General features: G+C 63.8%; 22 protein-coding genes. 21 read left to right on the top strand and 1 reads right to left on the bottom strand.

The features are described 5' to 3' along the window. Nucleotides 1-9 precede the first annotated feature (9 nt). Nucleotides 10-753 carry an ABC transporter ATP-binding protein gene (locus AB4061_RS17155; RefSeq protein WP_441635778.1) on the top strand — a complete coding sequence of 248 codons (744 nt, stop codon included), beginning with the start codon at nucleotides 10-12 and terminating at the stop codon, nucleotides 751-753. Nucleotides 754-1016: 263 nt separating this feature from the next. Here the strand turns inward: AB4061_RS17155 and AB4061_RS17150 are convergent, their stop codons facing one another. Beyond that, nucleotides 1017-1961, bottom strand: coding sequence for a LysR substrate-binding domain-containing protein (locus AB4061_RS17150; RefSeq protein WP_441635776.1), 945 nt, complete (start codon nucleotides 1959-1961; stop codon nucleotides 1017-1019). Between the two features lie 127 nt (nucleotides 1962-2088). Here AB4061_RS17150 and AB4061_RS17145 point away from each other — a divergent pair, with 127 nt between their 5' ends. The 20 genes from AB4061_RS17145 to AB4061_RS17050 all read left to right on the top strand — a co-directional run bounded on the left by AB4061_RS17145 (nucleotide 2089) and on the right by AB4061_RS17050 (nucleotide 23826). After that, entirely contained in the window at nucleotides 2089-3084 is a 996-nt protein-coding gene (locus AB4061_RS17145) for a Bug family tripartite tricarboxylate transporter substrate binding protein (RefSeq protein ID WP_441635774.1), read from the top strand. Nucleotides 3085-3089: 5 nt separating this feature from the next. Further along, entirely contained in the window at nucleotides 3090-3950 is an 861-nt protein-coding gene (locus tag AB4061_RS17140; RefSeq protein WP_441635772.1) for an N-formylglutamate amidohydrolase, read from the top strand. A gap of 196 nt (nucleotides 3951-4146) precedes the next feature. After that, on the top strand, nucleotides 4147-6087 hold the full coding sequence (gene mnmG, locus AB4061_RS17135) for a tRNA uridine-5-carboxymethylaminomethyl(34) synthesis enzyme MnmG (RefSeq protein ID WP_441635770.1): 1941 nt from the start codon (nucleotides 4147-4149) through the stop codon (nucleotides 6085-6087). Then, a complete protein-coding gene (rsmG, locus tag AB4061_RS17130) occupies nucleotides 6088-6795 on the top strand; it encodes a 16S rRNA (guanine(527)-N(7))-methyltransferase RsmG (RefSeq protein WP_441635768.1) in 708 nt (235 codons plus the stop codon). Between the two features lie 68 nt (nucleotides 6796-6863). Next, on the top strand, nucleotides 6864-7637 hold the full coding sequence (locus tag AB4061_RS17125; protein WP_441635766.1) for a ParA family protein: 774 nt from the start codon (nucleotides 6864-6866) through the stop codon (nucleotides 7635-7637). A gap of 52 nt (nucleotides 7638-7689) precedes the next feature. Further along, nucleotides 7690-8592, top strand: coding sequence for a ParB/RepB/Spo0J family partition protein (locus AB4061_RS17120; protein ID WP_043350783.1), 903 nt, complete (start codon nucleotides 7690-7692; stop codon nucleotides 8590-8592). Between the two features lie 377 nt (nucleotides 8593-8969). Further along, on the top strand, nucleotides 8970-9470 hold the full coding sequence (locus AB4061_RS17115) for an ATP synthase subunit I (RefSeq protein WP_043350778.1): 501 nt from the start codon (nucleotides 8970-8972) through the stop codon (nucleotides 9468-9470). A 244-nt stretch (nucleotides 9471-9714) separates the two neighbouring features. After that, complete coding sequence (gene atpB, locus AB4061_RS17110) at nucleotides 9715-10578, top strand: F0F1 ATP synthase subunit A (protein WP_150987512.1); 864 nt, start codon at nucleotides 9715-9717, stop codon at nucleotides 10576-10578. 62 nt (nucleotides 10579-10640) lie between these two features. Next, on the top strand, nucleotides 10641-10907 hold the full coding sequence (gene atpE / locus AB4061_RS17105; protein WP_006157246.1) for a F0F1 ATP synthase subunit C: 267 nt from the start codon (nucleotides 10641-10643) through the stop codon (nucleotides 10905-10907). A 99-nt stretch (nucleotides 10908-11006) separates the two neighbouring features. Next, nucleotides 11007-11477: a F0F1 ATP synthase subunit B gene (locus AB4061_RS17100; RefSeq protein WP_043350775.1), complete on the top strand. Its 471-nt coding sequence runs from the start codon at nucleotides 11007-11009 to the stop codon at nucleotides 11475-11477. 2 nt (nucleotides 11478-11479) lie between these two features. Continuing rightward, nucleotides 11480-12019 carry a F0F1 ATP synthase subunit delta gene (locus AB4061_RS17095; RefSeq protein ID WP_441635762.1) on the top strand — a complete coding sequence of 180 codons (540 nt, stop codon included), beginning with the start codon at nucleotides 11480-11482 and terminating at the stop codon, nucleotides 12017-12019. Nucleotides 12020-12068: 49 nt separating this feature from the next. Beyond that, on the top strand, nucleotides 12069-13610 hold the full coding sequence (gene atpA, locus AB4061_RS17090; protein WP_253929172.1) for a F0F1 ATP synthase subunit alpha: 1542 nt from the start codon (nucleotides 12069-12071) through the stop codon (nucleotides 13608-13610). Between the two features lie 74 nt (nucleotides 13611-13684). After that, nucleotides 13685-14560 carry a F0F1 ATP synthase subunit gamma gene (gene atpG / locus AB4061_RS17085; RefSeq protein ID WP_416049966.1) on the top strand — a complete coding sequence of 292 codons (876 nt, stop codon included), beginning with the start codon at nucleotides 13685-13687 and terminating at the stop codon, nucleotides 14558-14560. 33 nt (nucleotides 14561-14593) lie between these two features. Next, on the top strand, nucleotides 14594-15997 hold the full coding sequence (gene atpD, locus AB4061_RS17080; RefSeq protein WP_150987508.1) for a F0F1 ATP synthase subunit beta: 1404 nt from the start codon (nucleotides 14594-14596) through the stop codon (nucleotides 15995-15997). A 141-nt stretch (nucleotides 15998-16138) separates the two neighbouring features. Next, entirely contained in the window at nucleotides 16139-16555 is a 417-nt protein-coding gene (locus AB4061_RS17075; protein WP_043350759.1) for a F0F1 ATP synthase subunit epsilon, read from the top strand. 664 nt (nucleotides 16556-17219) lie between these two features. Further along, nucleotides 17220-18335, top strand: a complete 1116-nt coding sequence (locus AB4061_RS17070; protein WP_441635759.1) for an RsiV family protein — start codon at nucleotides 17220-17222, stop codon at nucleotides 18333-18335. A 5-nt stretch (nucleotides 18336-18340) separates the two neighbouring features. Beyond that, complete coding sequence (locus tag AB4061_RS17065; RefSeq protein WP_441635867.1) at nucleotides 18341-18763, top strand: CoA-binding protein; 423 nt, start codon at nucleotides 18341-18343, stop codon at nucleotides 18761-18763. Nucleotides 18764-18846: 83 nt separating this feature from the next. Continuing rightward, complete coding sequence (locus tag AB4061_RS17060) at nucleotides 18847-19803, top strand: alpha/beta hydrolase (protein WP_441635757.1); 957 nt, start codon at nucleotides 18847-18849, stop codon at nucleotides 19801-19803. A gap of 47 nt (nucleotides 19804-19850) precedes the next feature. Further along, nucleotides 19851-20948: a uroporphyrinogen decarboxylase gene (gene hemE / locus AB4061_RS17055; RefSeq protein WP_043350749.1), complete on the top strand. Its 1098-nt coding sequence runs from the start codon at nucleotides 19851-19853 to the stop codon at nucleotides 20946-20948. A 586-nt stretch (nucleotides 20949-21534) separates the two neighbouring features. Further along, nucleotides 21535-23826 carry a primosomal protein N' gene (locus tag AB4061_RS17050; RefSeq protein ID WP_441635865.1) on the top strand — a complete coding sequence of 764 codons (2292 nt, stop codon included), beginning with the start codon at nucleotides 21535-21537 and terminating at the stop codon, nucleotides 23824-23826. Nucleotides 23827-23837: the final 11 nt, after the last annotated feature.

Below are 23837 nucleotides of genomic sequence, written 5' to 3'. Positions count from 1 at the left end.
GAAACGACAATGAGCCTGATCCTGGAAGTGAAGGACCTGCACGTGCGCTACGGCAAGGTCGAAGCCGTGCACGGCGCGAACCTGAAAGTGGAAGCGGGAAAGATCGTCACGGTGATCGGCCCCAATGGCGCGGGCAAGTCCACCATGCTCAACGCCATCATGGGCGCGCTGCCGGTGAGCGGTTCGTCCACCGGCGCGGTGACCTACCTCGGCCACGACCTCGCCGGGCTGCCGGTGGAAGGGCGCGTGGCGCGAGGCATGTGCCTGGTGCCGGAGAAGCGCGAACTGTTTGGCTCGATGAGCGTGGCGGACAACCTGGTGCTGGGCGCCTATCGCCGCAAGCGTGCGGGTGAGAAGAGTTTCCTCGACCAGATGGAAGTGGTCTACGGCCTGTTCCCGCGCCTGAAGGAGCGGGCGAAGCAGGACGCCGGCACGCTGTCCGGAGGCGAGCGCCAGATGCTGGCGGTGGGCCGCGCGCTGATGGCCAAGCCGAAACTGCTGATGCTGGACGAGCCGAGCCTGGGGCTGGCGCCGCTGATCGTCAAGGAGATCTTTCACATCATCAATGACCTGCGCAAGACGGGGGTGGCGACGCTGCTGATCGAGCAGAACGCGCGGGCGGCGCTGCAGGTGGCGGACTACGGGTACGTGATCGAGACCGGGGATATGGCGATGGAGGGGCCGGCTGCCGAGCTCGCGGCTAATCCGAAGGTGATCGAGACGTATCTGGGATTGGCGAAGAAGGCGGCTTAGCGCTTTTCTGCTTTTTGGATTCTCCAGAATAATAACGGCGAACATTGTTCGCCGTTATTATTTATGTAGTGCATTTTTTGATGTGGCCGATTTGTTGGCGACATTGTCCGTTGGATAGCGCAGCAGTGGGTACGCTTCAAATTCATGATATGAATATATCTATCTTAAAGTTTGATATTTATATTTATTGCGATGATGAATAAGCTGCTGGATGGTGAGATGTATGCACATGATGGATGTCATTTAGCAAATGAAGATCAGTTCTATTTTTCTGGTGAATTTTCTTCATTGAGCTGAAGCACATCCGGGTCCTGTGCCGCCACGCCCAGCAACCATGCGCGAAACTGCGCAAACGCTGGATGGTCCCGCCGCTCCCGCGGTGCGCACAGGAAGTAGCCGCGCGTCAGCCGGATCGGCAAATCGAACGGCGCCACCACGCGCCCCGCAGCGATCTCATCCCGTACCAGGCAGCGCTGCAGTACCGCCACGCCCATATCCGCCTTGACCGCTTGCACCAGGATCGAGACCTGGTCGAAGCCTTTCGAGAGCGTGGGCGCAGCACTGGGTACGCCGGCGGCGCACAGCCAGTGCTGCCAGTTTGCCGGCGCGGTGGTGTGATAGAGCAGGGGCTCATCGAGGAGTTCGGCGGGCTCGGACCAGCGGCCGGCCTCGTGGCGGGCGCGAGCGCGGTCGGGGTGGCAGATGGGCACCATCTCGCTGCCGATCACGTAGTCGGATTGCAGGCCTGGCCAGCGATCCGGCGTGCCCGGCAGGATGGCAGCATCGGGCGCGGGGCCTGAAAAGTCTTCATCGCGCCGGTAGGGCACGAAGTCCAGGCGGACATCAGGGTAGCGGCGGTGGAAATCCGGCAGCCTGGGCACCAGCCATACGCTGGCCAGCGTGGGCACGGCCGACAGCGTCAGGTGGTGCTGGCGGTCACGGGCGAGGAGGGCGGCGCTGGCGCTCTCAATGGCTGCCAACGGACCGGCCRCGGCCTCCAGCAGTTGCTTGCCAGCATCCGTCAGCGTCAGTCGATGAGCATTGCGCTGGAGCAGAGGTTGGCCAAAGTGGGATTCCAGCCGGGCAATCGCACGGCTGATCGCACCCTGGGTTACGCACAGGTCTTCGGCCGCGCGCGTGAAGCTGCCCAGCCGCGCGGCGGCGGCAAAGGCATGGAGTTCGGACATCGAGGGCGAGCGTAGCCGCATGCGGTGGGGGTGGGTGTGCCGAGAATGATCTTTGGTAATGCAACCGTGCAATATAGTCGTTTGTGCGGACTCGGTAAACTCCCGACACTTGGCGAGTCAACTCATAGAAATCCAAGGAGAAGTCCGCATGATCCGAGCCCAACTGCCGCGCCGGCATTTTGTCTTGTCTTGCCTGGCGGCATGCGCCAGCCTGACCACAGCCGGCGGTGCGCAAGCGCAGGCCAACTATCCGAACAAGCCGATTCGCCTGATCGTGCCCTTCGCCGCGGGCGGCTCGACCGACCTGTCGGCACGCCTGGTTGCGGAGTTCGGCGGGCGCGAGCTGGGCCAGTCCATTGTGGTGGAGAACAAGGGTGGCGCCGGTGGCTCACTGGGCATGGAGCAGGTCGCCCGCGCGGCGCCGGACGGCTACACCATCGGCATGGCGACGGTCAGCACGCACGGCTCGAACCCGGCTGTCTATCCGAAGCTGAACTACGATCCGATCAAGGATTTTGCGCCAGTCACCAACGTGGTGGCCATCCCGAGCGTGTTCGCTGTGCACCCCAGCGTGCCGGCCAAGACCATGCAGGAGTTCGTCGCGCTTGTCCGTGCCAACCCCGGCAAGTACAGCTTCGCCTCTCCCGGCGCCGGCTCGCTTGGCCATGTGAACATCGAGAATTTCATGATGCTGGCCAAGATCGACATGCTGCACGTTCCGTACAAGGGCGCGGGCCTGGCGCTCAACGATGCGGTGGCAGGGCAGGTCAATGCCATTACCGACAACCTTTCGTCCACGCTGCCCCACGTGAAATCGGGCCGGCTGCGCGCGCTGGCCGTGCTCGGCTCCGCCCGTTCGCCGCAGCTGCCCAATGTCCCGACCTATGCGGAGCTGGGCTATAAGGAGATGGGCGATGGCGGCTGGTTTGGCATCGTCGCACCCGCGGGCACGCCGCCGGCCATCGTCGCCAAGCTCAACGACGCCATTCACAAGGCGATGCTGAATCCCGAGTTCAAGCGCAAGGTGGAGGAGTCCGGCGGCACGCTGGTGCCGACCACGCCGGACGGCTTCAAGGTGCAAATCCAGCAGGCCATGGCGCGCTATGCACGTGTGGCCAAGGCCGCCAATATCAAACTGGACTGATGGCGATGAGCGACAACTTCGAGCCCTTTGTCCGCTTCTCGCCCTCGGCCCAGACGCTGCCGCTGGTGTGCGACTCGCCGCATAGTGGCACCCGTTACCCGCAGGATTTCCGGGCGGCAATCCCCACGCAGCGGCTGCGTGCCGGCGAGGACACGCATATCGACGCGCTTTGGGAATCCGTGCCGCGCGTCGGCGGTACGCTGATCGCGGCCAATTTTCCGCGGGTCTACATCGATCCCAATCGCACGCTAGATGATCTGGACCCCGACTTGCTGGACGGCACCTGGCCCGAGCCGCTGGCGCCAGGCGAGAAGACTCGCCTCGGCTACGGGCTGATCTGGCGGAACATGGATGCGGCCACGCCGATCTACGACCGTAAGCTCTCGCTGCAAGAGGTACGCGACCGGATCGACCGCTACTATCGCCCCTACCATCAGGCGCTGTCGGAAGCGGTGGAGGACACCTATCGGCGCTTCGGGGCGGTCTGGCATCTGAACCTGCACTCGATGCCGAACAATGCATACGAGCGCCTCAAGATTCAGAGTCCGCATCCGCTGGCGGACTTTGTGCTGGGCGACCGCGATGGCGCCACCTGCGAGGCTGGCTTTGTCGGGCTGGTGGCATCGGAGCTGCGCGCGCTGGGATATACCGTGGCACGCAATGATCCGTATAAGGGCGTGCAACTGATCGCACAGATCGGCCGTCCGGCCGAACGGCGTAACAGCTTGCAGATCGAGATCCGCCGGCCCTTGTACATGGATGAAGTGACGCGAGAGCGCAACAGTGGCTTTGACGAACTTCGGACAAATCTTGGTCGACTTGTCGAGCGCATCGGCGTTTATCTGAGCGAGCAGCGCAGACCGTAAGTGCTGCGGCCTTCCGCCATGCACATGAGAAACCGGGCCATTGCGCCCGGTTTTTTGTTTCACGTGGAACACACCCAAGTTCTTCATGGAGCATGTTTCACGTGAAACATGCTGCGGCGCAGGGGCGCCACGGAGATTGCCGTTATAATTCGGCATCCCGATTTATTCCCGCTAGCCTCCCGGAGGAGGTGCCTCCATGCTTTACCCAAAAGAATTCGATGTCATTGTTGTCGGTGGTGGCCACGCCGGCACGGAAGCTGCACTCGCCGCGGCGCGTATGGGTTGCCAGACGCTGCTGCTGAGCCACAACATCGAGACCCTTGGTCAGATGAGCTGCAATCCGTCCATCGGCGGCATTGGCAAGGGCCATCTCGTCAAGGAGGTGGATGCAATGGGCGGCGCCATGGCGGCAGCCACGGATGAGTCGGGCATCCAATTCCGCATCCTGAATTCCAGCAAGGGCCCGGCCGTACGTGCCACCCGCGCTCAGGCGGACCGCGTGCTGTATCGCAAGGCGATTCGCACGCGGCTGGAGAATCAGCCCAACCTGATGCTGTTCCAGCAGGCCGTGGATGACCTGGTAGTGGAGGGTGATCGTGTCGTCGGCGCTGTCACCCAGGTCGGCATCACCTTCCGCGCTCGTGCCGTGGTGCTGACCGCCGGGACCTTCCTCGATGGGAAGATTCACGTCGGGCTGGATAACTACACTGGCGGTCGCGCGGGCGACCCAGCCTCGGTCTCGCTGTCGGCGCGCCTGAAGGAGCTCAAGCTGCCGCAGGGCCGCCTGAAGACGGGTACGCCGCCGCGTATCGACGGACGCACCATCGACTTCTCCGTGATGGACGAGCAGCCCGGCGATCTCGATCCGGTGCCGGTGTTCTCCTTCCTGGGCCGTGCCGAGCAGCACCCGCAGCAACTGCCGTGCTGGATCACGCATACCAATAGCCGGACCCACGACATCATCCGTGGCGGCCTGGATCGCTCGCCGATGTACACCGGCGTGATCGAAGGGGTAGGGCCGCGGTACTGTCCCAGCATCGAGGACAAGATCCACCGCTTTGCCAGCAAGGACAGCCACCAGATCTTCCTGGAACCGGAAGGGCTGACGACCAACGAGTTCTACCCCAACGGTATTTCCACCAGCCTGCCGTTCGACGTGCAACTTGCCCTGGTGCATTCGATCCGCGGCATGGAGAACGCGCACATCCTGCGCCCCGGCTACGCCATTGAGTACGATTACTTCGATCCGCGTGCCCTCAAGGCCTCGCTGGAGTCCAAGGCCATCAGCGGCTTGTTCTTCGCCGGGCAAATCAACGGCACCACCGGCTACGAAGAAGCCGCTGCCCAGGGCCTGCTGGCCGGGATCAATGCCGGCTGCTTCGTACGGGAGCGCGATGCCTGGACTCCCCGGCGGGACCAAGCCTATCTTGGGGTTCTGGTCGATGATCTGATCACCCGTGGGGTCTCGGAACCGTACCGAATGTTCACCAGCCGCGCCGAGTTCCGTTTGAGCCTGCGTGAAGATAATGCCGATATGCGACTGACCGAGGCCGGTCGGGAGCTGGGTGTGGTCGATGATGTGCGCTGGGATGCATTTAACCGGAAACGCGATGCTGTTTCACGTGAAACAGAGCGGCTGAAGGGTACCTGGGTGAATCCGAGCATCCTGCCGGAAGCCGATGCCGTGCCGCTGCTGGGCAAAGCGATCGAGCGCGAGTACAACCTCGCCGATCTGCTGCGCCGTCCCGCTGTCACGTACGAAGCGCTGATGGCGCTGCAGGACGGCAAGTTCGCACCTGCCCAGGCACTCGATGCCGATCCTCTGCTGGTCGGGCAGATTCGCGAGCAGATCGAGATTGGTATCAAGTACCACGGCTACATCGCGCGGCAAGCCGCAGAAGTGGACAAGCTCGAAGCCAACGAATCCACCCGCCTGCCCGAGGATTTCGACTACACGGAAGTGCGCGGCCTTGGCATCGAGGTGGGCCAGAAGCTGAACCAGCACCGGCCCGAGACCCTCGGCCAGGCATCGCGAATTTCTGGCGTGACGCCGGCTGCGATTTCGCTGCTGCTGGTCCATCTGAAAAAGAAGGGCATGGGGCGTGCCAAGTCCGACTCCAGCCAAGAGGCCGCCTGAGTGAGGAACCAACGTTACGCGGCCGTGGATGACGCCGACCAGCGCCGCCGCCTGGAGGCCGGCTTGTCCGCCATCGGCCTGGCGGTCTCCGCGAGCCAGATCGATCAGTTGTTTGCCTACCTGGCACTGCTGCGCAAATGGAATGCCATCTATAACCTGACCGCCATCCGTCATCCCGACGAGATGTTGACGCACCACATGCTCGACTCGCTGGCCGCCGTGCCGGCGCTGGCCCAAGCGGCTCGCGCCGCGGCGGTAGAGGAGGGCGCGCGTGGCCGGGTGCTGGACGTGGGTTCGGGTGGCGGCATGCCTGGTCTGCCGCTGGCCATCACGTGTCCCGACCTGTCGGTGCTGATGGTCGACATCGTGCAAAAGAAAACCGCTTTCCTCACGCAGTGCCGGGCACAGCTCGGCCTGTCCAACGCCGCCGCCCACTGGGGCCCGGTCGAGAAGCTGGAAGACGACAAGGGGTATGCAGTCATTACGTCTCGTGCGTTTGCCGAGCTGAGCGATTTTGCATCGCTCGCCGGCCACCTGCTGGCGCCGGGCGGCAAGCTGATTGCCATGAAGGGCGTTTATCCTCAGCCCGAACTCGATCGCATGGAAGCGGCCGGCCTGATGGCCGAGTGGCAGGTCGAGGCAATACCGCGCCTGACCGTGCCGGAACTGGACGCAGAACGTCACCTGGTGGTGCTGTCGCGCCGCTGACCCGGCCGGTGGTTGTCGCCGGCGCCCACCCCCGGCAGGTAGAAATCAAGCAGGAGCAGCAGGAACATATGGCCAAGGTATTCGTGATCGCAAACCAGAAGGGCRGCGTCGGCAAGACCACCACCACGGTGAACCTTGCCGCCGGCTTGGCGGCACAGGACCAGCGTGTGTTGCTGATCGACCTGGATCCCCAGGGCAACGCCTCGATGGGTTCCGGCATCGACAAGCAGTCGCTCGAGCACAGCGTCTACCAGGTGCTGGTTGGCTTGTCGACGGTGAGCCAGGCACGCCAGCATTCCGAATCCGGCAAGTACGACGTGCTGCCCGCCAACCGCGAACTGGCCGGCGCGGAAGTGGAACTGGTCGAACTGGACCAGCGCGAGAAACGTCTCAAGAACGCGATTGCCGAGGTCGATGCCGAATACGATTTCGTGCTGATCGATTGCCCGCCGTCGCTGTCGCTGCTGACCCTCAACGGGCTGTGCGCGGCCAACGGCGTGATCGTGCCGATGCAGTGCGAGTACTTCGCGCTGGAAGGGCTGTCCGATCTCGTCAATACCATCAAGCAGGTGCATGCCAACCTCAATCGCGACCTGAAGGTGATTGGCTTGCTCCGTGTGATGTTTGATCCACGTGTTACCTTGCAGCAACAGGTGTCGGCCCAGCTTGAGTCGCATTTTGGCGAGAAGGTGTTCAAGACCGTCATCCCGCGCAATGTGCGGCTGGCAGAAGCACCGTCCTATGGCATGCCGGGTGTGGCGTTCGATCCGTCGTCCAAGGGGGCCAAGGCCTACCTCGATTTCGGCGCCGAGATGATCGCGCGCGTCAAGCAACTCGACTGAACGCCGGGTTGAGAGTCACCGGGTTGAGAGTCACCGAATACAGGATACCGAGATGAGCACCGCGAAGAAGAAGGGCCTGGGCCGCGGACTGGAAGCCCTGCTGGGTGGGCCAGCCGAGATCGTCGACGCCGTGAAGCAGGAGGGTGCGCCCTCTGTGCTCCGTCTGGACCAGCTCCAGCCTGGCAAGTACCAGCCGCGCACGCGCATGGACGAAGGCGCGCTGCAGGAGCTGGCCGCGAGCATCCGTGCCCAAGGCCTGATGCAGCCGATCCTGGTGCGCCGCGTTGCCGAGCCGGACCGCTACGAGATCATTGCTGGCGAGCGCCGCTTCCGCGCCTCCAGGATCGCCGGGCTCGAAGAGGTGCCGGTACTGGTCAAGGACGTGGCCGACGAAGCCGCGGCCGCGATGGCGCTCATCGAGAATATCCAGCGTGAAGACCTCAACCCGCTGGAAGAAGCGCAAGGCATCATGCGCCTGGTGCGCGAATTCAATTTCACCCACGAGCAGGCAGCGGAATCGGTGGGGCGCTCGCGCAGCGCGGTGTCCAACCTGCTGCGTCTGCTGAACCTGGCCCAGCCGGTGCAGACCATGCTGATGGCGGGCGACCTCGACATGGGCCACGCCCGTGCGCTGCTCTCCGCTGACGGCGCCAACCAGATCACGCTCGCCAATCAGATCGTTAACAAACGTTTATCGGTGCGCGAGACCGAAAAGCTGGTAGCCTCCACCCTCAAGCCCTTTGACCTCAGGTTGCAGAAGCCGAACAACGGCGCGCCGGCGCGCGACGTGGCACGTCTTGAGGAAGAACTATCCGACGTGCTTGGCCTGCCGGTGCAGATCAAGCTGGGCGTGCGGGGCAAAGGCCAGCTCACCATTCACTTCACCAGCAATGATGCGCTCGACGGTGTGCTGACACGCCTGCGCGAGCCCGGCGAAAGCCAGTCACCCGCCTGAGCGGGATTTCCCAAAAATAGTGCGCGATTAACGGTCGGTGCGGCTGTGCAGCGGCTTGGTGCAATTTGGTGCCGGCCGGTTCTGGCTCGGCGCGCGCACGCCTGTGTAAGGTCTGTGCAAGGCCGATAAACGATCATGGTGCGCCGCCAGCCCTAGGCAGCTCAATTACCTGGCGCGTTATTGTTGGGCGTCGGCCGCGCACGCAATATGGGTTCGTGGCGATTGCAAGTGAAATGCGGACTGTTGCAAGGCGTCTGTAAGCAGATTGACTCGCATGGTGCATTCCTCGTAAAATCGTGCGGTTTGAATTCCGGCCGGTCCAGAAAAGTTCCGGGGCGGATTAAACAACAAGCAGCAACGAGCAAAGGCAATAGCAGGTGGTTTCAGATCGTCAGGATGCCGGCCGGAAAACCGACTGGCAGACGCGTGATGCCTGGGAAGACGAGGCAGAACGCGAAGAAGAGGCGGTCGATCCGCTGTCGCGCGTCGAGGCGGAAACGCTGTTCGGCGAGCGCGCGCTGCGCCCTTCGCGCATGACGCCCGGCAGGGTCGTGCTGGCGCAGGTTGCGGTTACCTTGTTGTCGGCCATTGCCTGGCGACTCTTTGCTGGCGGCAACGCCGGTGCGGCGGGTTGGTCGGCACTATTCGGTGGCACGGTGTGTTTCGTGCCCAGCGGTTTCTTCGCGCTGCGACTCTGGATGGCGCGCGAACGTCCCTCGATCAGCGGACTGGTGGTCGGCGAGGCGATCAAGGTGTTTGCCACCGCCGGGTTGTTCGTCCTGGTGGTGGTGCTGTACAGCGAGTTGCGCTGGGTACCGATGCTGGTCACGTTCCTGCTTGTGCTCAAGACTTACTGGGTCGCGCTGGCGATTCGCTGAGGTTGTGCCCCAGGGTGGGCCGGCCAGGCGCGGTAGGTCGGATAAGTGTGCTTCTCGTCGAAGTGGGGCACGAAAACAGAATATCAAGATGTTTTTGCGTGGCGCGTCACAACAGTGAAGCGCGGCGTGGATAAGGTTCAAACGAGCTTGCCCGCGGTGACCAGCAAAGTGTGCTGAAGGCGGTGCAAGAAGCGTACCGGCAAATGCCGGCAACTGGTTTCGCAATATTACGGTTCGTTTCGACATGTCAGCTGCTCAAGGCGCCGAACAGGCCCTCACCCCCTCCGGCTATATCGCCGAACACTTGCAGAACCTCAACACGGTTGGCGGCAAGCAAGCCTCCGTCGTTGACTTCAGCGTCCTTAACTACGACACCGTGTTCTGGTCGGTGCTGTGCGGTGCCATCGCCGTGATTTTCCTGTACGCCGCCGCGCGCCGCGCGACCGCTGGCGTGCCGGGCCGCTTCCAGGCTTTCGTCGAAATGATCGTCGAGATGGTCGACGACCAGGCCAAGGGCATCATCCATGGCGACCGTTCCTTCATCGCGCCGCTGGCACTGATGGTGTTCTGCTGGATCACGGTGATGAATGCCATCGACTTGATCCCGGTCGACTGGGTTACCGGCCTGAACGGCCTGCTGGGCATCTTCCACATCCATCTGCCGCACCACCGCGCGGTTGCCACGGCTGACCTGAACGGTACGCTGGGCATGTCGTGCGCAGTGCTGGTGCTGATGATCTATTACAGCTTCAAGATCAAGGGCGTGGGCGGCTTCGCCCATGAACTGCTGTCGGCCCCGTTCGGCGCCAAGTGGTACCTGGCCCCGTTCAACCTGATCCTGAACCTGATTGAATTCCTGGCCAAGGCGGTTTCGCTGGGCATGCGGTTGTTCGGCAACATGTACGCCGGCGAACTGGTGTTCCTGCTGATCGCGCTGCTGGGTTCCATCTGGACGTTCGGTGCGGACCTCTCCGCGCTGGGCTTCGTCGGTCATGTGCTGGCCGGTACGGTATGGGCGATCTTCCACATCCTGATCGTTCTGCTCCAGGCTTTCATTTTCATGATGCTGACGCTGGTGTACATCGGCCAGGCACACGATCACCACTGATTTAAGTTTTTCGGTTTTTCGGTTTTTTGGTTCTAAGTCTCTTCTCAATTAAAGGAGTAGTCATGCAAGCATATCTCGCCAACATCCAGGGTCTGACCGCCATCGGTATCGGCATCATCATCGGTCTGGGCGCAATCGGCGCCTGCCTGGGTATCGCCCTGATGGGTGGCAAGTACATCGAAGCGTGCGCACGTCAGCCTGAACTGATGAACCCGCTGCAAACCAAGATGTTCCTGCTGGCTGGCCTGATCGACGCAGCATTCCTGATCGGCGTGGGCGTTGCAATGCTGTTCGCATTCGCCAACCCGCTGCTGGCTGTCATCAAGTAATTCTTTTCGGTCTGCATGATGCTGACGGGCGGCGCGGGCCACTTAGCCTGGCCGCCCTTGCGCATTTATCTGTAGTTTGATTACCGAAAGGAACACACCATGAATCTGAACGCAACGTTTTTTGCGCAGATGGTCGTGTTCTTCATCCTGTGGTGGGTAGTTGCCAAATTCATTTGGCCGCCGCTGGTGAAGGCGCTCGACGAACGCGCAAAGAAGATCGCCGATGGCCTCGCCGCCGCCGAAAAAGGCAAGGCTGAGCTCGAACTCGCCAACAAGCGTGTGGACCAGGCCCTGGCCGAAGCCCGCACCGAAGGCGCTCAACGCGTCGCTGACGCCGAGAAGCGCGCTCAGCTGACCGCTGACGAGATCAAGCAAAACGCCCAGGCAGAAGCCGCACGCATCATTGCCCAGGCCAAGGCCGAAGCCGAACAGCAAGTTACCCGCGCGCGCGAGCAATTGCGCGACCAGGTCGCCGTGCTGGCCGTCAAGGGTGCCGAGCAGATCCTCAAGCGCGAAGTGAACGCGCAGGTCCACGCGGATCTGCTCAATCAACTCAAGGCTGAGCTCTAATCATGGCTGAAACCGCAACCATTGCCCGTCCCTACGCCGAGGCGCTGTTCCGCGTCGCGACCGAATCGAGCGGCAATCTGGATGCATGGTCCGAGCTGGTGTCGGAAATGGGGCAAGTTGCCGCCAATCCCGACATGAAGGCGGTGGCTGGCGATCCGAACGTGCACGGCGACAAGCTGGGCGCACTGTTCCTGTCGGCCCTGAAGTCTCCGGTCAACGACGAAGCCAAGCGCTTCGTCAGCCTGCTGGTGGATAACCACCGCCTGTCGGTATTGCCGGAAATCGCCGAGCAGTTCCATGCGCTCAAGAACGACCGTGAAGGGTCGGCTGATGTCGAGATCACGAGTGCCTTCCCCATTGAGGGCGCAAGCCTGACCGACCTCGTCGCCGCGCTCGAACGCAAGTTCGGCCGCAAGCTGCAGCCCTCGGTTGCGGTGGACCCGTCGCTGATTGGCGGCGTGCGCGTCAAGGTCGGCGACGAAGTGCTCGACACCTCCGTGCGTGCGCGCCTGGCAGCAATGCAAGTGGCGCTGACCGCATGATGCGCGAGAAGCGCACCAGCCGACGGATTGAAGAATTAGGAGCATTGTGATGCAACTGAACCCCTCAGAAATCAGCGAGCTGATCAAGTCCCGCATCTCGGGTCTTGGCGCCGACGCTGAAGTGCGCAACACCGGCACGGTGATTTCCGTGACCGATGGTATCTGCCGCGTGCACGGCCTGTCTGGCGTGATGCAGGGCGAGATGCTGGAATTCCCCGGTAACACGTTCGGTCTGGCACTGAACCTCGAGCGCGACTCTGTCGGCGCCGTGGTGCTGGGCGACTACGAACACATTTCCGAAGGCGACCCGGTCAAGTGCACCGGCCGCATTCTGGAAGTGCCGGTTGGCAAGGAACTGCTGGGCCGCGTGGTCAACACGCTGGGTCAGCCGATCGATGGCAAGGGCCCGATCAACGCCAAAGAAACCGACGTGATCGAAAAGGTTGCCCCTGGCGTGATCGCACGTCAGTCGGTCAGCCAGCCAGTGCAGACCGGCCTGAAGTCGATCGACGCGATGGTGCCGATCGGCCGTGGCCAGCGCGAGCTGATCATTGGCGACCGCCAGACCGGCAAGACCGCCGTTGCTGTCGACGCGATCATCAACCAGAAGGGCAAGGGCGTTTTCTGCGTCTACGTGGCAATCGGTCAGAAGGCTTCGACCGTGAACAACGTGGTGCGCAAGCTCGAAGAACTGGGCGCGATGGAGTACACCATCGTCGTTGCTGCTACGGCTTCGGACTCTGCCGCCATGCAGTACCTGGCTGCCTACGCTGGTTGCACGATGGGCGAGTACTTCCGCGACCGCGGCGAAGACGCGCTGATCGTCTATGACGACCTGACCAAGCAAGCCTGGGCCTACCGCCAGGTGTCGCTGCTGCTGCGCCGCCCGCCGGGCCGCGAAGCTTACCCCGGCGACGTGTTCTACCTGCACTCGCGTCTGCTCGAGCGCGCAGCCCGCGTGAACGCCGACTACGTCGAGAAGTTCACCAAGGGCGCAGTGACCGGCAAGACCGGCTCGCTGACCGCGCTGCCCGTGATCGAAACGCAAGCTGGCGACGTGTCCGCTTTCGTGCCGACCAACGTGATCTCGATCACCGACGGCCAGATCTTCCTGGAAACCGACCTGTTCAACGCAGGTGTGCGCCCCGCAATCAACGCCGGTATCTCGGTGTCGCGCGTTGGTGGTGCCGCCCAGACCAAGGTCGTCAAGAAGCTGTCCGGCGGTATCCGTACCGACCTGGCCCAGTACCGTGAACTGGCTGCGTTCGCGCAGTTTGCTTCCGACCTGGACGATGCCACCCGCAAGCAGCTGGAGCGCGGCCGCCGCGTGACGGAACTGCTCAAGCAGGCTCAATACCTGCCGCTGCAGGTGTGGCAGCTGGCCGCGTCGCTGTACGCAGCCAACAACGGCTTCCTCGACAACGTGGAAGTGAAGGACATTCTCCCGTTCGAGAAGGGCCTGCACGACCATCTGAAGACCAAGTACGCCGACCTCGTCAGCCGCATCGAAGATTCCAAGGATCTGTCGAAGGAAGACGAAGCCACCCTGCGTGCCGCGATCGAGGATTTCAAGAAGTCCGCCGCGTTCTAACCGCGCAATTCCACGAAACTGCGCCGGCACCGTTGCCATGACGGTGCCGGTGCGGCACGAATGGAGAGGAAGATATGGCCGGAACGAAAGAAATTCGAACCAAGATCAAGAGCGTGCAAAACACGCGCAAGATCACCAAGGCGATGGAGATGGTCGCCGCGTCCAAGATGCGCAAGGCGCAGGAACGGATGCGCAACGCCCGTCCCTATGCTGAGAAAGTGCGCAATATCGCGGCGCACCTGGCTGCGGCCAACCCCGAGTTCAAGCACCCCTTCATGGTGGCACGCGACATCAAGCGCGCCGGCATGATCGTGGTAACGACGGACAAGGGGCTGTGCGGCGGCATGAACACGAACGTGCTGCGTGCGGTAACCAATGAGCTGCGTGAGCTGCAAAGCCGCGGCGTGGAGGTGCAGAGCACCGCCATTGGTTCCAAGGGCTTGCAGTTCATGGGCCGCATCGGCGCCAAGGTGCTCTCGCACGTGGTGCACCTCGGTGACACCCCGCATCTGGAAAAACTGATCGGTGCCATTAAGGTCCAGCTCGACGCCTTCACCAATGGTGAAGTCGATGCTGTGTACCTGGCTTACACCAAGTTCATCAATACGATGAAGCAGGAGCCGATGGTGGAGCAGCTGCTGCCGCTTCCCGCCGACAAGTTTGCCCAGACCGAAGATGAAAAGCGCGCCTACTCGTGGGATTACATCTACGAGCCCGACGCACAGACCGTAGTGGAAGAACTGTTGGTCCGCTACGTCGAAGCGCTGGTGTACCAGGCCGTGGCCGAAAACATGGCGTCCGAGCAATCGGCGCGCATGGTGGCCATGAAGGCGGCATCCGACAATGCCAAGAACGTGATCGGCGAACTGCAACTGGTCTACAACAAGACCCGTCAGGCAGCGATTACCAAGGAACTGTCGGAAATCGTCAGCGGTGCCGCAGCCGTCTAAGGCGTCAAGTATTCAAGCTATCGGAGATACGAAATGAGTATCGGAAATATTGTGCAGTGTATTGGCGCCGTGGTGGACATCGAGTTCCCCCGCGACGCGCTGCCTAAGGTCTACGAAGCGCTCGTGCTGGAAGACAGCAACGAAGCCTCGTTCGCCGAGAAGGGCCTGACCTTCGAAGTGCAGCAACAGCTGGGTGACGGCGTGGTGCGTACCATTGCCCTCGGCTCGTCGGACGGCCTGCGCCGCGGCATGGCAGTGAAGGGCACTGGCGCCCCGATCTCGGTGCCCGTCGGTCACGGCACGCTGGGCCGCATCATGGACGTGCTGGGTCGTCCCATCGACGAAGCCGGCCCGATCGCTTCGGACGAGCTGCGCTCGATCCACCAGAAGGCCCCGAAGTTCGATGAACTGTCGCCTTCGGTTGACCTGCTCGAAACCGGCATCAAGGTGATCGACCTGGTGTGCCCGTTCGCAAAGGGCGGCAAGGTGGGTCTGTTCGGTGGCGCCGGCGTCGGCAAGACCGTGAACATGATGGAGCTCATCAACAACATCGCCAAGCAGCACAGCGGTTTGTCGGTGTTCGCCGGYGTSGGCGAGCGTACCCGTGAAGGSAACGACTTCTACCACGAAATGAAGGACTCGAACGTTCTCGACAAGGTGGCCATGGTGTTCGGCCAGATGAACGAGCCGCCGGGCAACCGTCTGCGCGTGGCACTGTCCGGCCTGACCATGGCCGAGAAGTTCCGCGACGAAGGCCGTGACATCCTGTTCTTCGTCGACAACATCTACCGCTACACGCTGGCCGGTACCGAAGTGTCCGCACTGCTGGGCCGTATGCCTTCCGCAGTGGGTTACCAGCCGACGCTGGCCGAGGAAATGGGCAAGCTGCAAGAGCGCATCACCTCGACCAAGACTGGCTCGATCACGTCGATCCAGGCCGTGTACGTGCCTGCGGATGACTTGACCGACCCGTCKCCTGCTACCACCTTCCTGCACCTGGACTCGACCGTCGTGCTGTCGCGTGACATCGCCGCGCTGGGTATCTACCCGGCAGTCGATCCGCTCGACTCGACCTCGCGTCAGCTGGACCCGCAAGTCGTGGGTCAAGAGCACTACGACGTGGCCCGTCGCGTGCAGCAAACGCTGCAACGCTACAAGGAACTGCGCGACATTATCGCGATTCTGGGCATGGACGAACTGTCGCCGGAAGACAAGCAGTCGGTGTCGCGCGCTCGTAAGATCCAGCGTTTCCTGTCGCAGCCCTTCCACGTTGCGGAAGTGTTCACGGGTTCGCCGGGCAAGTACGTCACGCTGAAGGAAACCATCCGCGGCTTCAAGATGCTGGTGGACGGCGAGTGCGATCACCTGCCGGAGCAAGCGTTCTACATGGTCGGCTCGATCGACGAAGCCTTCGAGAAGGCCAAGAAGCTCCAGTAAGCGGCGTCTTTCGCTGCCAGCGCCGTAGTGGCGGCCTAGCCACGGACAGCGATGTCCGGGGCGGCCGCGCTCAGCACGGCAGCGGAATACTTGCTTCCTGGCAACGGGAAGCCGAAGCTTTCAGGGACTAAAGGAATTCACATGGCAACCATTCTTGTAGACGTCGTCAGCGCCGAATCGTCGATCTTCTCCGGTCAGGCGAAGTTCGTGGCACTGCCGGGCGAGTCGGGCGAGTTGGGTATCCTGCCGGGCCATACGCCGCTGATTACGCGTATCCAGCCGGGCGCGGTGCGCATCGAGAAGGAAGACGGCAGCGAAGAGTTCGTGTTCGTGGCCGGCGGGATTCTCGAAGTCCAGCCCAAGCACGTCACCGTGCTGGCAGACACCGCTATCCGCGGCAGCGACCTCGACGAAGCCAAGGCGCAGGAAGCCAAGCGCGCCGCCGAAGAGCTGATGCAGAACCAGAGCAGCGATCTCGACCTGGCACGTGCCCAGAGCGAGCTTGCCGTGGCAGCAGCACAGCTGGCCGCCATCGCGCGCCTGCGCCGGAAACGGTAAGAAAAGCAGGGCCGCCGCAGCTGTTGTTTTTTTGGCGGCGGCGAAAAAAAGGCAGCTGCGAGGCTGCCTTTTTTTATGCCAACGACTATTCTGTCGGCTCAGGACAAAAAAAAAGCGCGCGGGCCGGGGAGGCACCGCGCGGACGGGAAAATCCCTTCGAGGGGTCAATTCGAAGGAACGGGTAAGGTCCAGGTCAACCAACAGACGCTAACCACATTCTTGGTGGTCCAGCACTCGGTCAGGCGGTATTGATCGCATTCAGACGATCCAACCAGCCGGAACCGGCAAGCGCCAACATCATCTCAACCTGGTACACCGATCACAGGCATCGCCTGTGATCCGGTCAATCTGGGTGGGAATGCTTCCTTAGGCTTTCTTCCATGACGCCCTCCCTTTCTGCTGGGGGAGGGAACGCCTTTCACAAAAACTGATTGTGTTGAAGCATTGTGGGGGAAACTTTTGGGGATGGCAGTAACAAAATGTATCGGTTTGCAAGAAGTTGAAAGCGCGGTAACTAAATAAGCGTCTAAATAGGCATAAATGGGCACGTTAGACCACGTGCCACCGCACTCGCCGCCAGGCGGCGGGAACATCACTGCGCGGCGCGGGTCCGATAGCTTTCGCTGATCCTGCCATCCGCCTTGCGGTCCGGCCATCCACTGCCATGCCGCTTTCCTTCCCCTTTCCCCCTTTTTACCGCTCTGCCCAGGCCTCCGTCGATATCGCGAGAGGCCTTGTCCAGCATAGGCTGGCGGCGCTGCTGGCCACGTCTTTCATGGCGGCTGGCCAGGCTGGCGCGGCTGAGCCGCAAGCCCCCACTGGCGCGCTCTGGCAAGGCGAGCTCGACGGCCACATACAGGTCTCGCTGACGATATTTCCGCGCGCGGGCACTGGTGGAGTCGACGGCACGGCCCGTTACGATTCAATGCTTGCCTCCGCACCGCGTCAACTCGATGGCCAATTGACATCCGACGGACGGCTGAGCGTGCGCGAGCGTGCCACTGGCCAGGCGCCTGTTGAGTATCCCGAAGCCCGCGATGGTGCACGTTTCGAGGGCACCGTCTCCTCCGATGGGTTGAGTGTCAGTGGGGAATGGATGAATACCGACGGGTCCCGCCGCCAGGCATTGACGCTCACGCGCAAGGCAATCTATCGCGAGCGCACCGTGAATGTGGCTGGTGCACGTCTTACCGAACGCTATCCCGAAACCGGCCGCCCGCATGTGGATGCGCTCATTACGTCGCTCCGTGCCAGCGGCTGCGGCCAGGGCGAACAGGAATGCCGTAGCGCGATCGAGGTAATGCGGCTGGATGCCGGCAACGTCAGCCTGCTGCGCACCACCTGGCGCTACAGCGGTGGCGCGCATGGCAGCCTTGACTTCGTGAGTGGCACGTGGCGGCGTCGCGGCCCGGCGGGTGCAATGGCATCCGCGCCAACTGCCCCGCCGGTCTATCGCCGGGTCGGGCTTGCCGATCTCCTGCAGCCGGGCGAGGCCTGCTTGCAAAAACTTAACGACGAGCTACAAGCCGCACTGAAGCGGCAGGGCGCGGCCGAGCCCGCGCGTGGCGCGCTTGATGCACAAGCGCTGCAGGAATCGCGCGTTCCGTTTACCCTGTACCGCGGCGGCGTGGTGCTGCACTACGCCCCCTACGCGGTCGGCCCATTTGCGCAGGGCGCCTACCAGGCAGCGGTGCCGTTCGCGCGGCTGGGCAGTTGCGCCCGCCCGGCCGGTGCCGGCCGCGACCAGTCCCCCGAACCCAACGAGAAGGAATCGACGTGAGCGAGATGCAGACAGCCATTCGCGGCATGCTGGCGATGAAGACGGTAGCAGTGGCCGGCCTGTCCGGGCACCCGGACCGGCCCAGCCATGAAGTAGCCGCCTACCTGCAGCGCCACGGCTATCGCATTGTCCCCGTCAATCCGCGCCATGCGGGTGAGCGCATCCTGGGCGAGACCTGCTACGCCAGCCTCGCCGACGCCGCCGCGGCCTTGGCCAAGTCCGGGCAGCGCATTGATTGGGTCGATATCTTCCGCCGCGCCGCCGATGTGCCGCCGGTGGTCGAGGATGCCATCGCGATCGGCGCCCGCGGCGTCTGGCTGCAACTCGGCATTGTCCATGATGCGGCTTTTGCCCGGGCCGCCGCCGCCGGGTTGCTGGCGGTGCAGGACCGCTGCAGCAAGATCGAGCTGATGCGACAGGCCGCCTGATCCCGCTAAACTAGTCACCTTAGCTCCGAATCTAGCTCTGAATCTAGTTCCCAATCTCACCCTCAACCCCGCCTCAAGCAGCCATGGCCATCGATCCCCAGCTTCTCGACTACTACCGCCGGCTCTCCGAACGCTACGCCGGGCAGCCCGAGCCGGCCGGTGCCGCCGGCCGCCGCGCGCGCTTCGCCGAGATCGCGGCGACCTCGGTCGTGCCCGACCCGGAGGGCATCAAGTCCACCGACATGGAGCTGGCGCTACCCGGCCGCACGCTGGCGGCGCGATTGTTCTGCCCGGAAGGCGTGGCCGAGCCGCGCCTGATTGTCTATTTCCATGGCGGCGGCTGGGTGGTGGGTTCGCATGACACGCATCACAGCGTGGCAGCGCTGCTCGCCGCCGACACCGGCTGCGCGGTGGCCAGTGTGGATTACCGGCTGGCACCGGAGCATCCGTTCCCCACGCCGTGCGACGACGCGCTGCAGGCGGTGCTGTGGTTCGCCGAGCAACGCGTCCGGTTGCGCCTGGATGCAGGCTTCCTGGCCGTGGCGGGCGACAGCGCGGGCGGGCACCTGGCCGCGCAGGCCGCGCGCTGGGCCAATGCGCATGGGCGTCCCGGCCTGGTCAACGCCCAGTTGCTGATCTATCCCGTGGCCGCGCCCGTGCTGGCCAGCGAAAGCTATCGCGCCTTTGCGGATGGCCCCGGCCTCACCCGCGACGAGATGGCCTGGTTCTGGACGGAGTTCATCGGCGCCGAGCGCCTTGCCGCTGGCGCCGCCATCGAAGACACGCGCATCCACCTGATGGGCGCCGCGCCACAGCACCTGCCTCCGGCCAGCGTGGTGGTGGTTGCCGCCCACGACGTGCTGCGCGACGACGGCCTGGCCTACGCTGACTATCTGGTGCGCTACGGCGCGCCGGTGATCACGCTGGAGGCGAGCGGGATGACGCATGGCTTTGCCCGCCTGCAGCCCGATGCCCCGCGCGCGCGCGAATGGATGCGCCGCGCAGCGCAGGCCTTCAAGGAACTGGCGGCGGACATCTAAGCTGCCGGCGGCGGCCGGCCATCCCGTAAAATGGCGGTCTTACGAGGATGACCATGACCGCATTGCAGAACGATACCTTCCTGCGCGCGCTGCGCCGGCAACCGACCGAGTACACCCCGCTGTGGCTGATGCGTCAGGCGGGGCGCTATCTGCCCGAATACAATGCTACGCGCGCTCGCGCCGGCAGCTTCCTGGGCCTGGCCAAGAACCCGGCCTACGCGACCGAAGTTACCCTGCAGCCCCTCGAGCGCTATCCGCTCGACGCGGCCATCCTCTTCTCCGACATCCTGACCGTGCCCGATGCCATGGGCCTCGGGCTGTCGTTTGCCCAGGGCGAGGGTCCGCGCTTTGCCCACCCGTTGCGCACCGAAGGCGACGTCAAGAAGCTGGCGGTGCCGGACATGGCCTCGCTGTCCTACGTGTTCGACGCGGTCAGCGAGATCCGCCGGGCACTGGTGCAGGATGGCCGCCAGCGCGTGCCGCTGATCGGCTTCTCGGGCAGCCCCTGGACGCTGGCCTGCTACATGGTCGAGGGTGCGGGCTCCTCCGATTTCCGCACGGTCAAGGCGATGATGTACAGCCGCCCCGACCTGATGCACCGCATCCTGGAGATCAACGCGCAGGCCGTGTCGGCCTACCTGAATGCGCAGATCGAGGCAGGTGCGCAAGCCGTGATGCTGTTTGACACCTGGGGCGGCACATTGGCCGACGGCATGTACCAGACGTTCTCCCTGGCCTATATGCGCAAGGTGCTGGCCGGCCTGAAGCGCGAGCACAACGGCGAGCAGGTGCCAGCCATCGTGTTTACCAAGGGCGGCGGCTTGTGGCTGGAGGCGCTCACCGAGATCGGCGCCGACGCGCTTGGTCTGGACTGGACGGTCAATTTGACGCAGGCGCGCCGCCGCACTGGCGGCAAAGTGGCACTGCAGGGCAATATCGACCCCAATGTGCTGTTTGCGCCGGAAGCCGCGATTCGCGAGCAGGTGCGTGGCGTGCTCGACAGCTATGCCGCCGGCGGCGGCAGCGACGGACACGTCTTCAACCTCGGCCACGGCATTTCCCAGTTCACCCCGCCCGAGAATGTGACGGTGCTGGTGGACGAGGTGCATCGCTACAGCCGTCAGCTGCGCACCGCGGCAAGGTGACAGCCGGTGCACGTCTTCCCTCCCATCAGGGGGTACCGCCTGTGCGGCGCAGCGAGCCGGCCTCGCGCGCCGCACCCAGACGGGCAGGTGCCGGGGGAGGCTTGCCCGAAGCGCTGTCAAGTAAACTATTTTGCAATATTTCGCCCTTTCGGTGCCGGTTCGCGCTTGTCAAGGCTTGACTTATGCACATCAATGGGTTTTCCGCAGTGCAAGAGCGGGTTAGTCCCTAACTCATCTGAGGGAGGTCGCCAAGTCCTTGATTTACAAGGCATTGCATCTGGTCACACACAGGCTGGAATGCCCGTGGGAGCCTTGTTTCACGGGGCTTGGCGGGAACTCCGGGCGAGTTTTCAACAAAGTTATCCACAGGCGGTGCCCGGGGCCGGGAAAACCAGCCATCTATCATCGACTTAGGGGCACATTTGAAGCGTTACTTTAAGTTGATGTTGCACCGCACACTGAATTTGTCTGGGAAGAGGCTCAGCCTCGGCCTGCACTTGCTTTGGGCTTTCTCGCCCCATTCTGGACCGTACCCACCGCTGCGCTGGATGATCGGCCCGGGAGGCGCGGTGTGACGTCACCGGGGATCCCCGAGCAAACCGCGCTGGCCGTGGCGCCCACCGGCGGCGCACCGCTGGCCGTCGTGCGGGTGGCGCTCGATACGCCGGCTGACGATGTCTTCGATTACCTTGCTGGCCCGGAAGTCCAGCCCGGCGAACTGGTCACGGTGCCGTTCGGCCGCCGTACGCTGGTCGGCGTGGCCGTATCGCGTTGCGCGCACTCCGATGTACCCGCCGGCAAGCTGCGCTCTGTCGCACAGCGCCTGGACTGGCTGCCACCGCTTGGCGCCCACTGGATCGCGCTGGCAGGCTTTGCCGCTCGCTATTACCACCGCTGCCTGGGCGAAGTCATGCTGCCCGCGCTGCCTCCGGCCCTGCGCGAGGCCGACGGCTGGGCGCGGCTGGCACTGCGAGCCCGCAGCGAACACTACCGCGTGGCCCCGGGGCAGGGCGAGGCGCTGTTGGCGGCGGTGCCGCCGCGCGCCCGCACCGTGCTGGCGCTGGCTCGGGCGCTGGTGGCTGCCGCCGGGGAAGTGCGGACGGTATCCGCCGCCGAGGCGCGTGCGCTCTGCAGCGCGGCGCCCTCGCGCCTGGCGGAGTGGGCCGAGGCCGGCTGGGTGATCTCCGAGCGGGCCGACCAGCCTTTGCTGGGCGCGCCCTCGGCTGCCGAGCCGTCCACCGCGCCGCCGCTGCACGAAGAGCAGCGCGTGGCCGTGGAAGCGATCGCGCAGGCCAAGGGATTCGCGCCGTTCCTGCTCCACGGCGTCACCGGCAGCGGCAAGACCGAAGTCTACCTGCACGCCATGGCCGAAGTGCTGGCGCGCGATGCGCAGGCGCAGGTGCTGATGCTGGTGCCCGAAATCAATCTCACGCCGCAGCTGCAGGGCCGTATTGCCTCGCGCTTTCCCCATCTGCCGCTGGCGGTGCTGCATAGCGGCCTGGCCGACCAGGAGCGCACGCTGCAATGGCTGGCGGCGCACCGCGGCGAGGCCCGCATCGTGCTGGGCACGCGGCTGGCGGTGCTGGCTTCGCTGCCGCACCTGGCGCTGATCGTGGTCGACGAGGAGCACGACACGTCCTACAAGCAGCAGGAAGGCCTGCGCTACTCCGCACGCGACCTGGCCGTATGGCGGGCCAAGCAGCTCGGCACGGCCGTGGTGCTGGGCTCCGCCACGCCGTCCATGGAGTCCTGGTGGCGTGCGGAGCAGGGCACCTACCGCAAGCTGGTGCTGCGTGAGCGGGCCCAGACCGATGCCACGCTGCCCACGGTGCGGCTGATCGACATCAACCAGGAACGCCAACGCCAGCGCGCCCTCTACGAAGGGCTGTCGGTGCCGTTGCTAAACGCCATCGAGGCCCGCCTGCAGCGTGGCGAGCAGAGCCTGCTGTTCCTGAACCGGCGCGGCTACGCCCCGGTGCTGGCCTGCGATAGCTGCGGCTGGCTCTCCGGATGCCCGCGCTGCTCGGCCTATATGGTGCTGCACCGGCCGGAGCGCCGACTGCGCTGCCACCATTGCGGGCTGGAATCCCCGGTGCCCCATCATTGCCCGGATTGCGGAAATGTGGATGTAGCACCACTTGGTAGGGGCACCCAGCGCATCGAGGAGGCCCTGGCTGCCCGTTTTCCGCAAGCGCGCATCGCCCGCATCGATGCCGATTCCACGCGCCGCAAGGGCAGCGCGCAGGCCATGTTCGATGAGGTCCATGCGGGCGAGGTCGACATCCTGGTCGGCACGCAGATGGTGGCCAAGGGGCACGACTTCCAGCGCGTGACCCTGGTCGGCATCGTCCATCCGGACGCCGCCATGTTCAGCCACGATTTCCGCGCGGCCGAGCATTTGTTTGCCTCCCTGATGCAGGTGGCCGGACGCGCCGGGCGGGCAGGGCTGGCGGGCGAGGTGCTGATCCAGACCCGCTATCCCGATGCATCGGCATTGCAGGCATTGGTACGCCATGACTATGATGGATTCGCGGCTACCCAGTTGCGCGAGCGCCGCCAGGCCGGGTTGCCCCCGTTTGCCTACCAGGTGCTCGTCACGGCCGACCATGCCGAACTGGAGCGTGCGCTGGCCTTCCTCCAGAGCGCGCGGAATCGGGCCGATGCGTGCCGGATGGCGCCGGAGGTGCAACTCCATGACCCGGTGCCGATGTCGATGGTGCGGGTGGCTAACCGGGAGCGCGCGCAAATGTTGGTGGAAAGCACCTCGCGCATTGCACTGCAAAGATTTATCAGCGAGTGGGTGCAAACTTTTGGCGAGGCGCTGGGCGATGCCAAGGGCGTGCGCTGGCAGTTGGAGATTGATCCCTTGCGTATCTGAGTGGGGTCCGG

This window comes from Cupriavidus sp. YAF13 (genome assembly GCF_052113425.1).
GTDB lineage: Bacteria > Pseudomonadota > Gammaproteobacteria > Burkholderiales > Burkholderiaceae > Cupriavidus.
The sequence above is the reverse complement of the archived record's forward strand: the minus strand, read 5'-3'. Positions and strand labels throughout refer to the sequence as shown.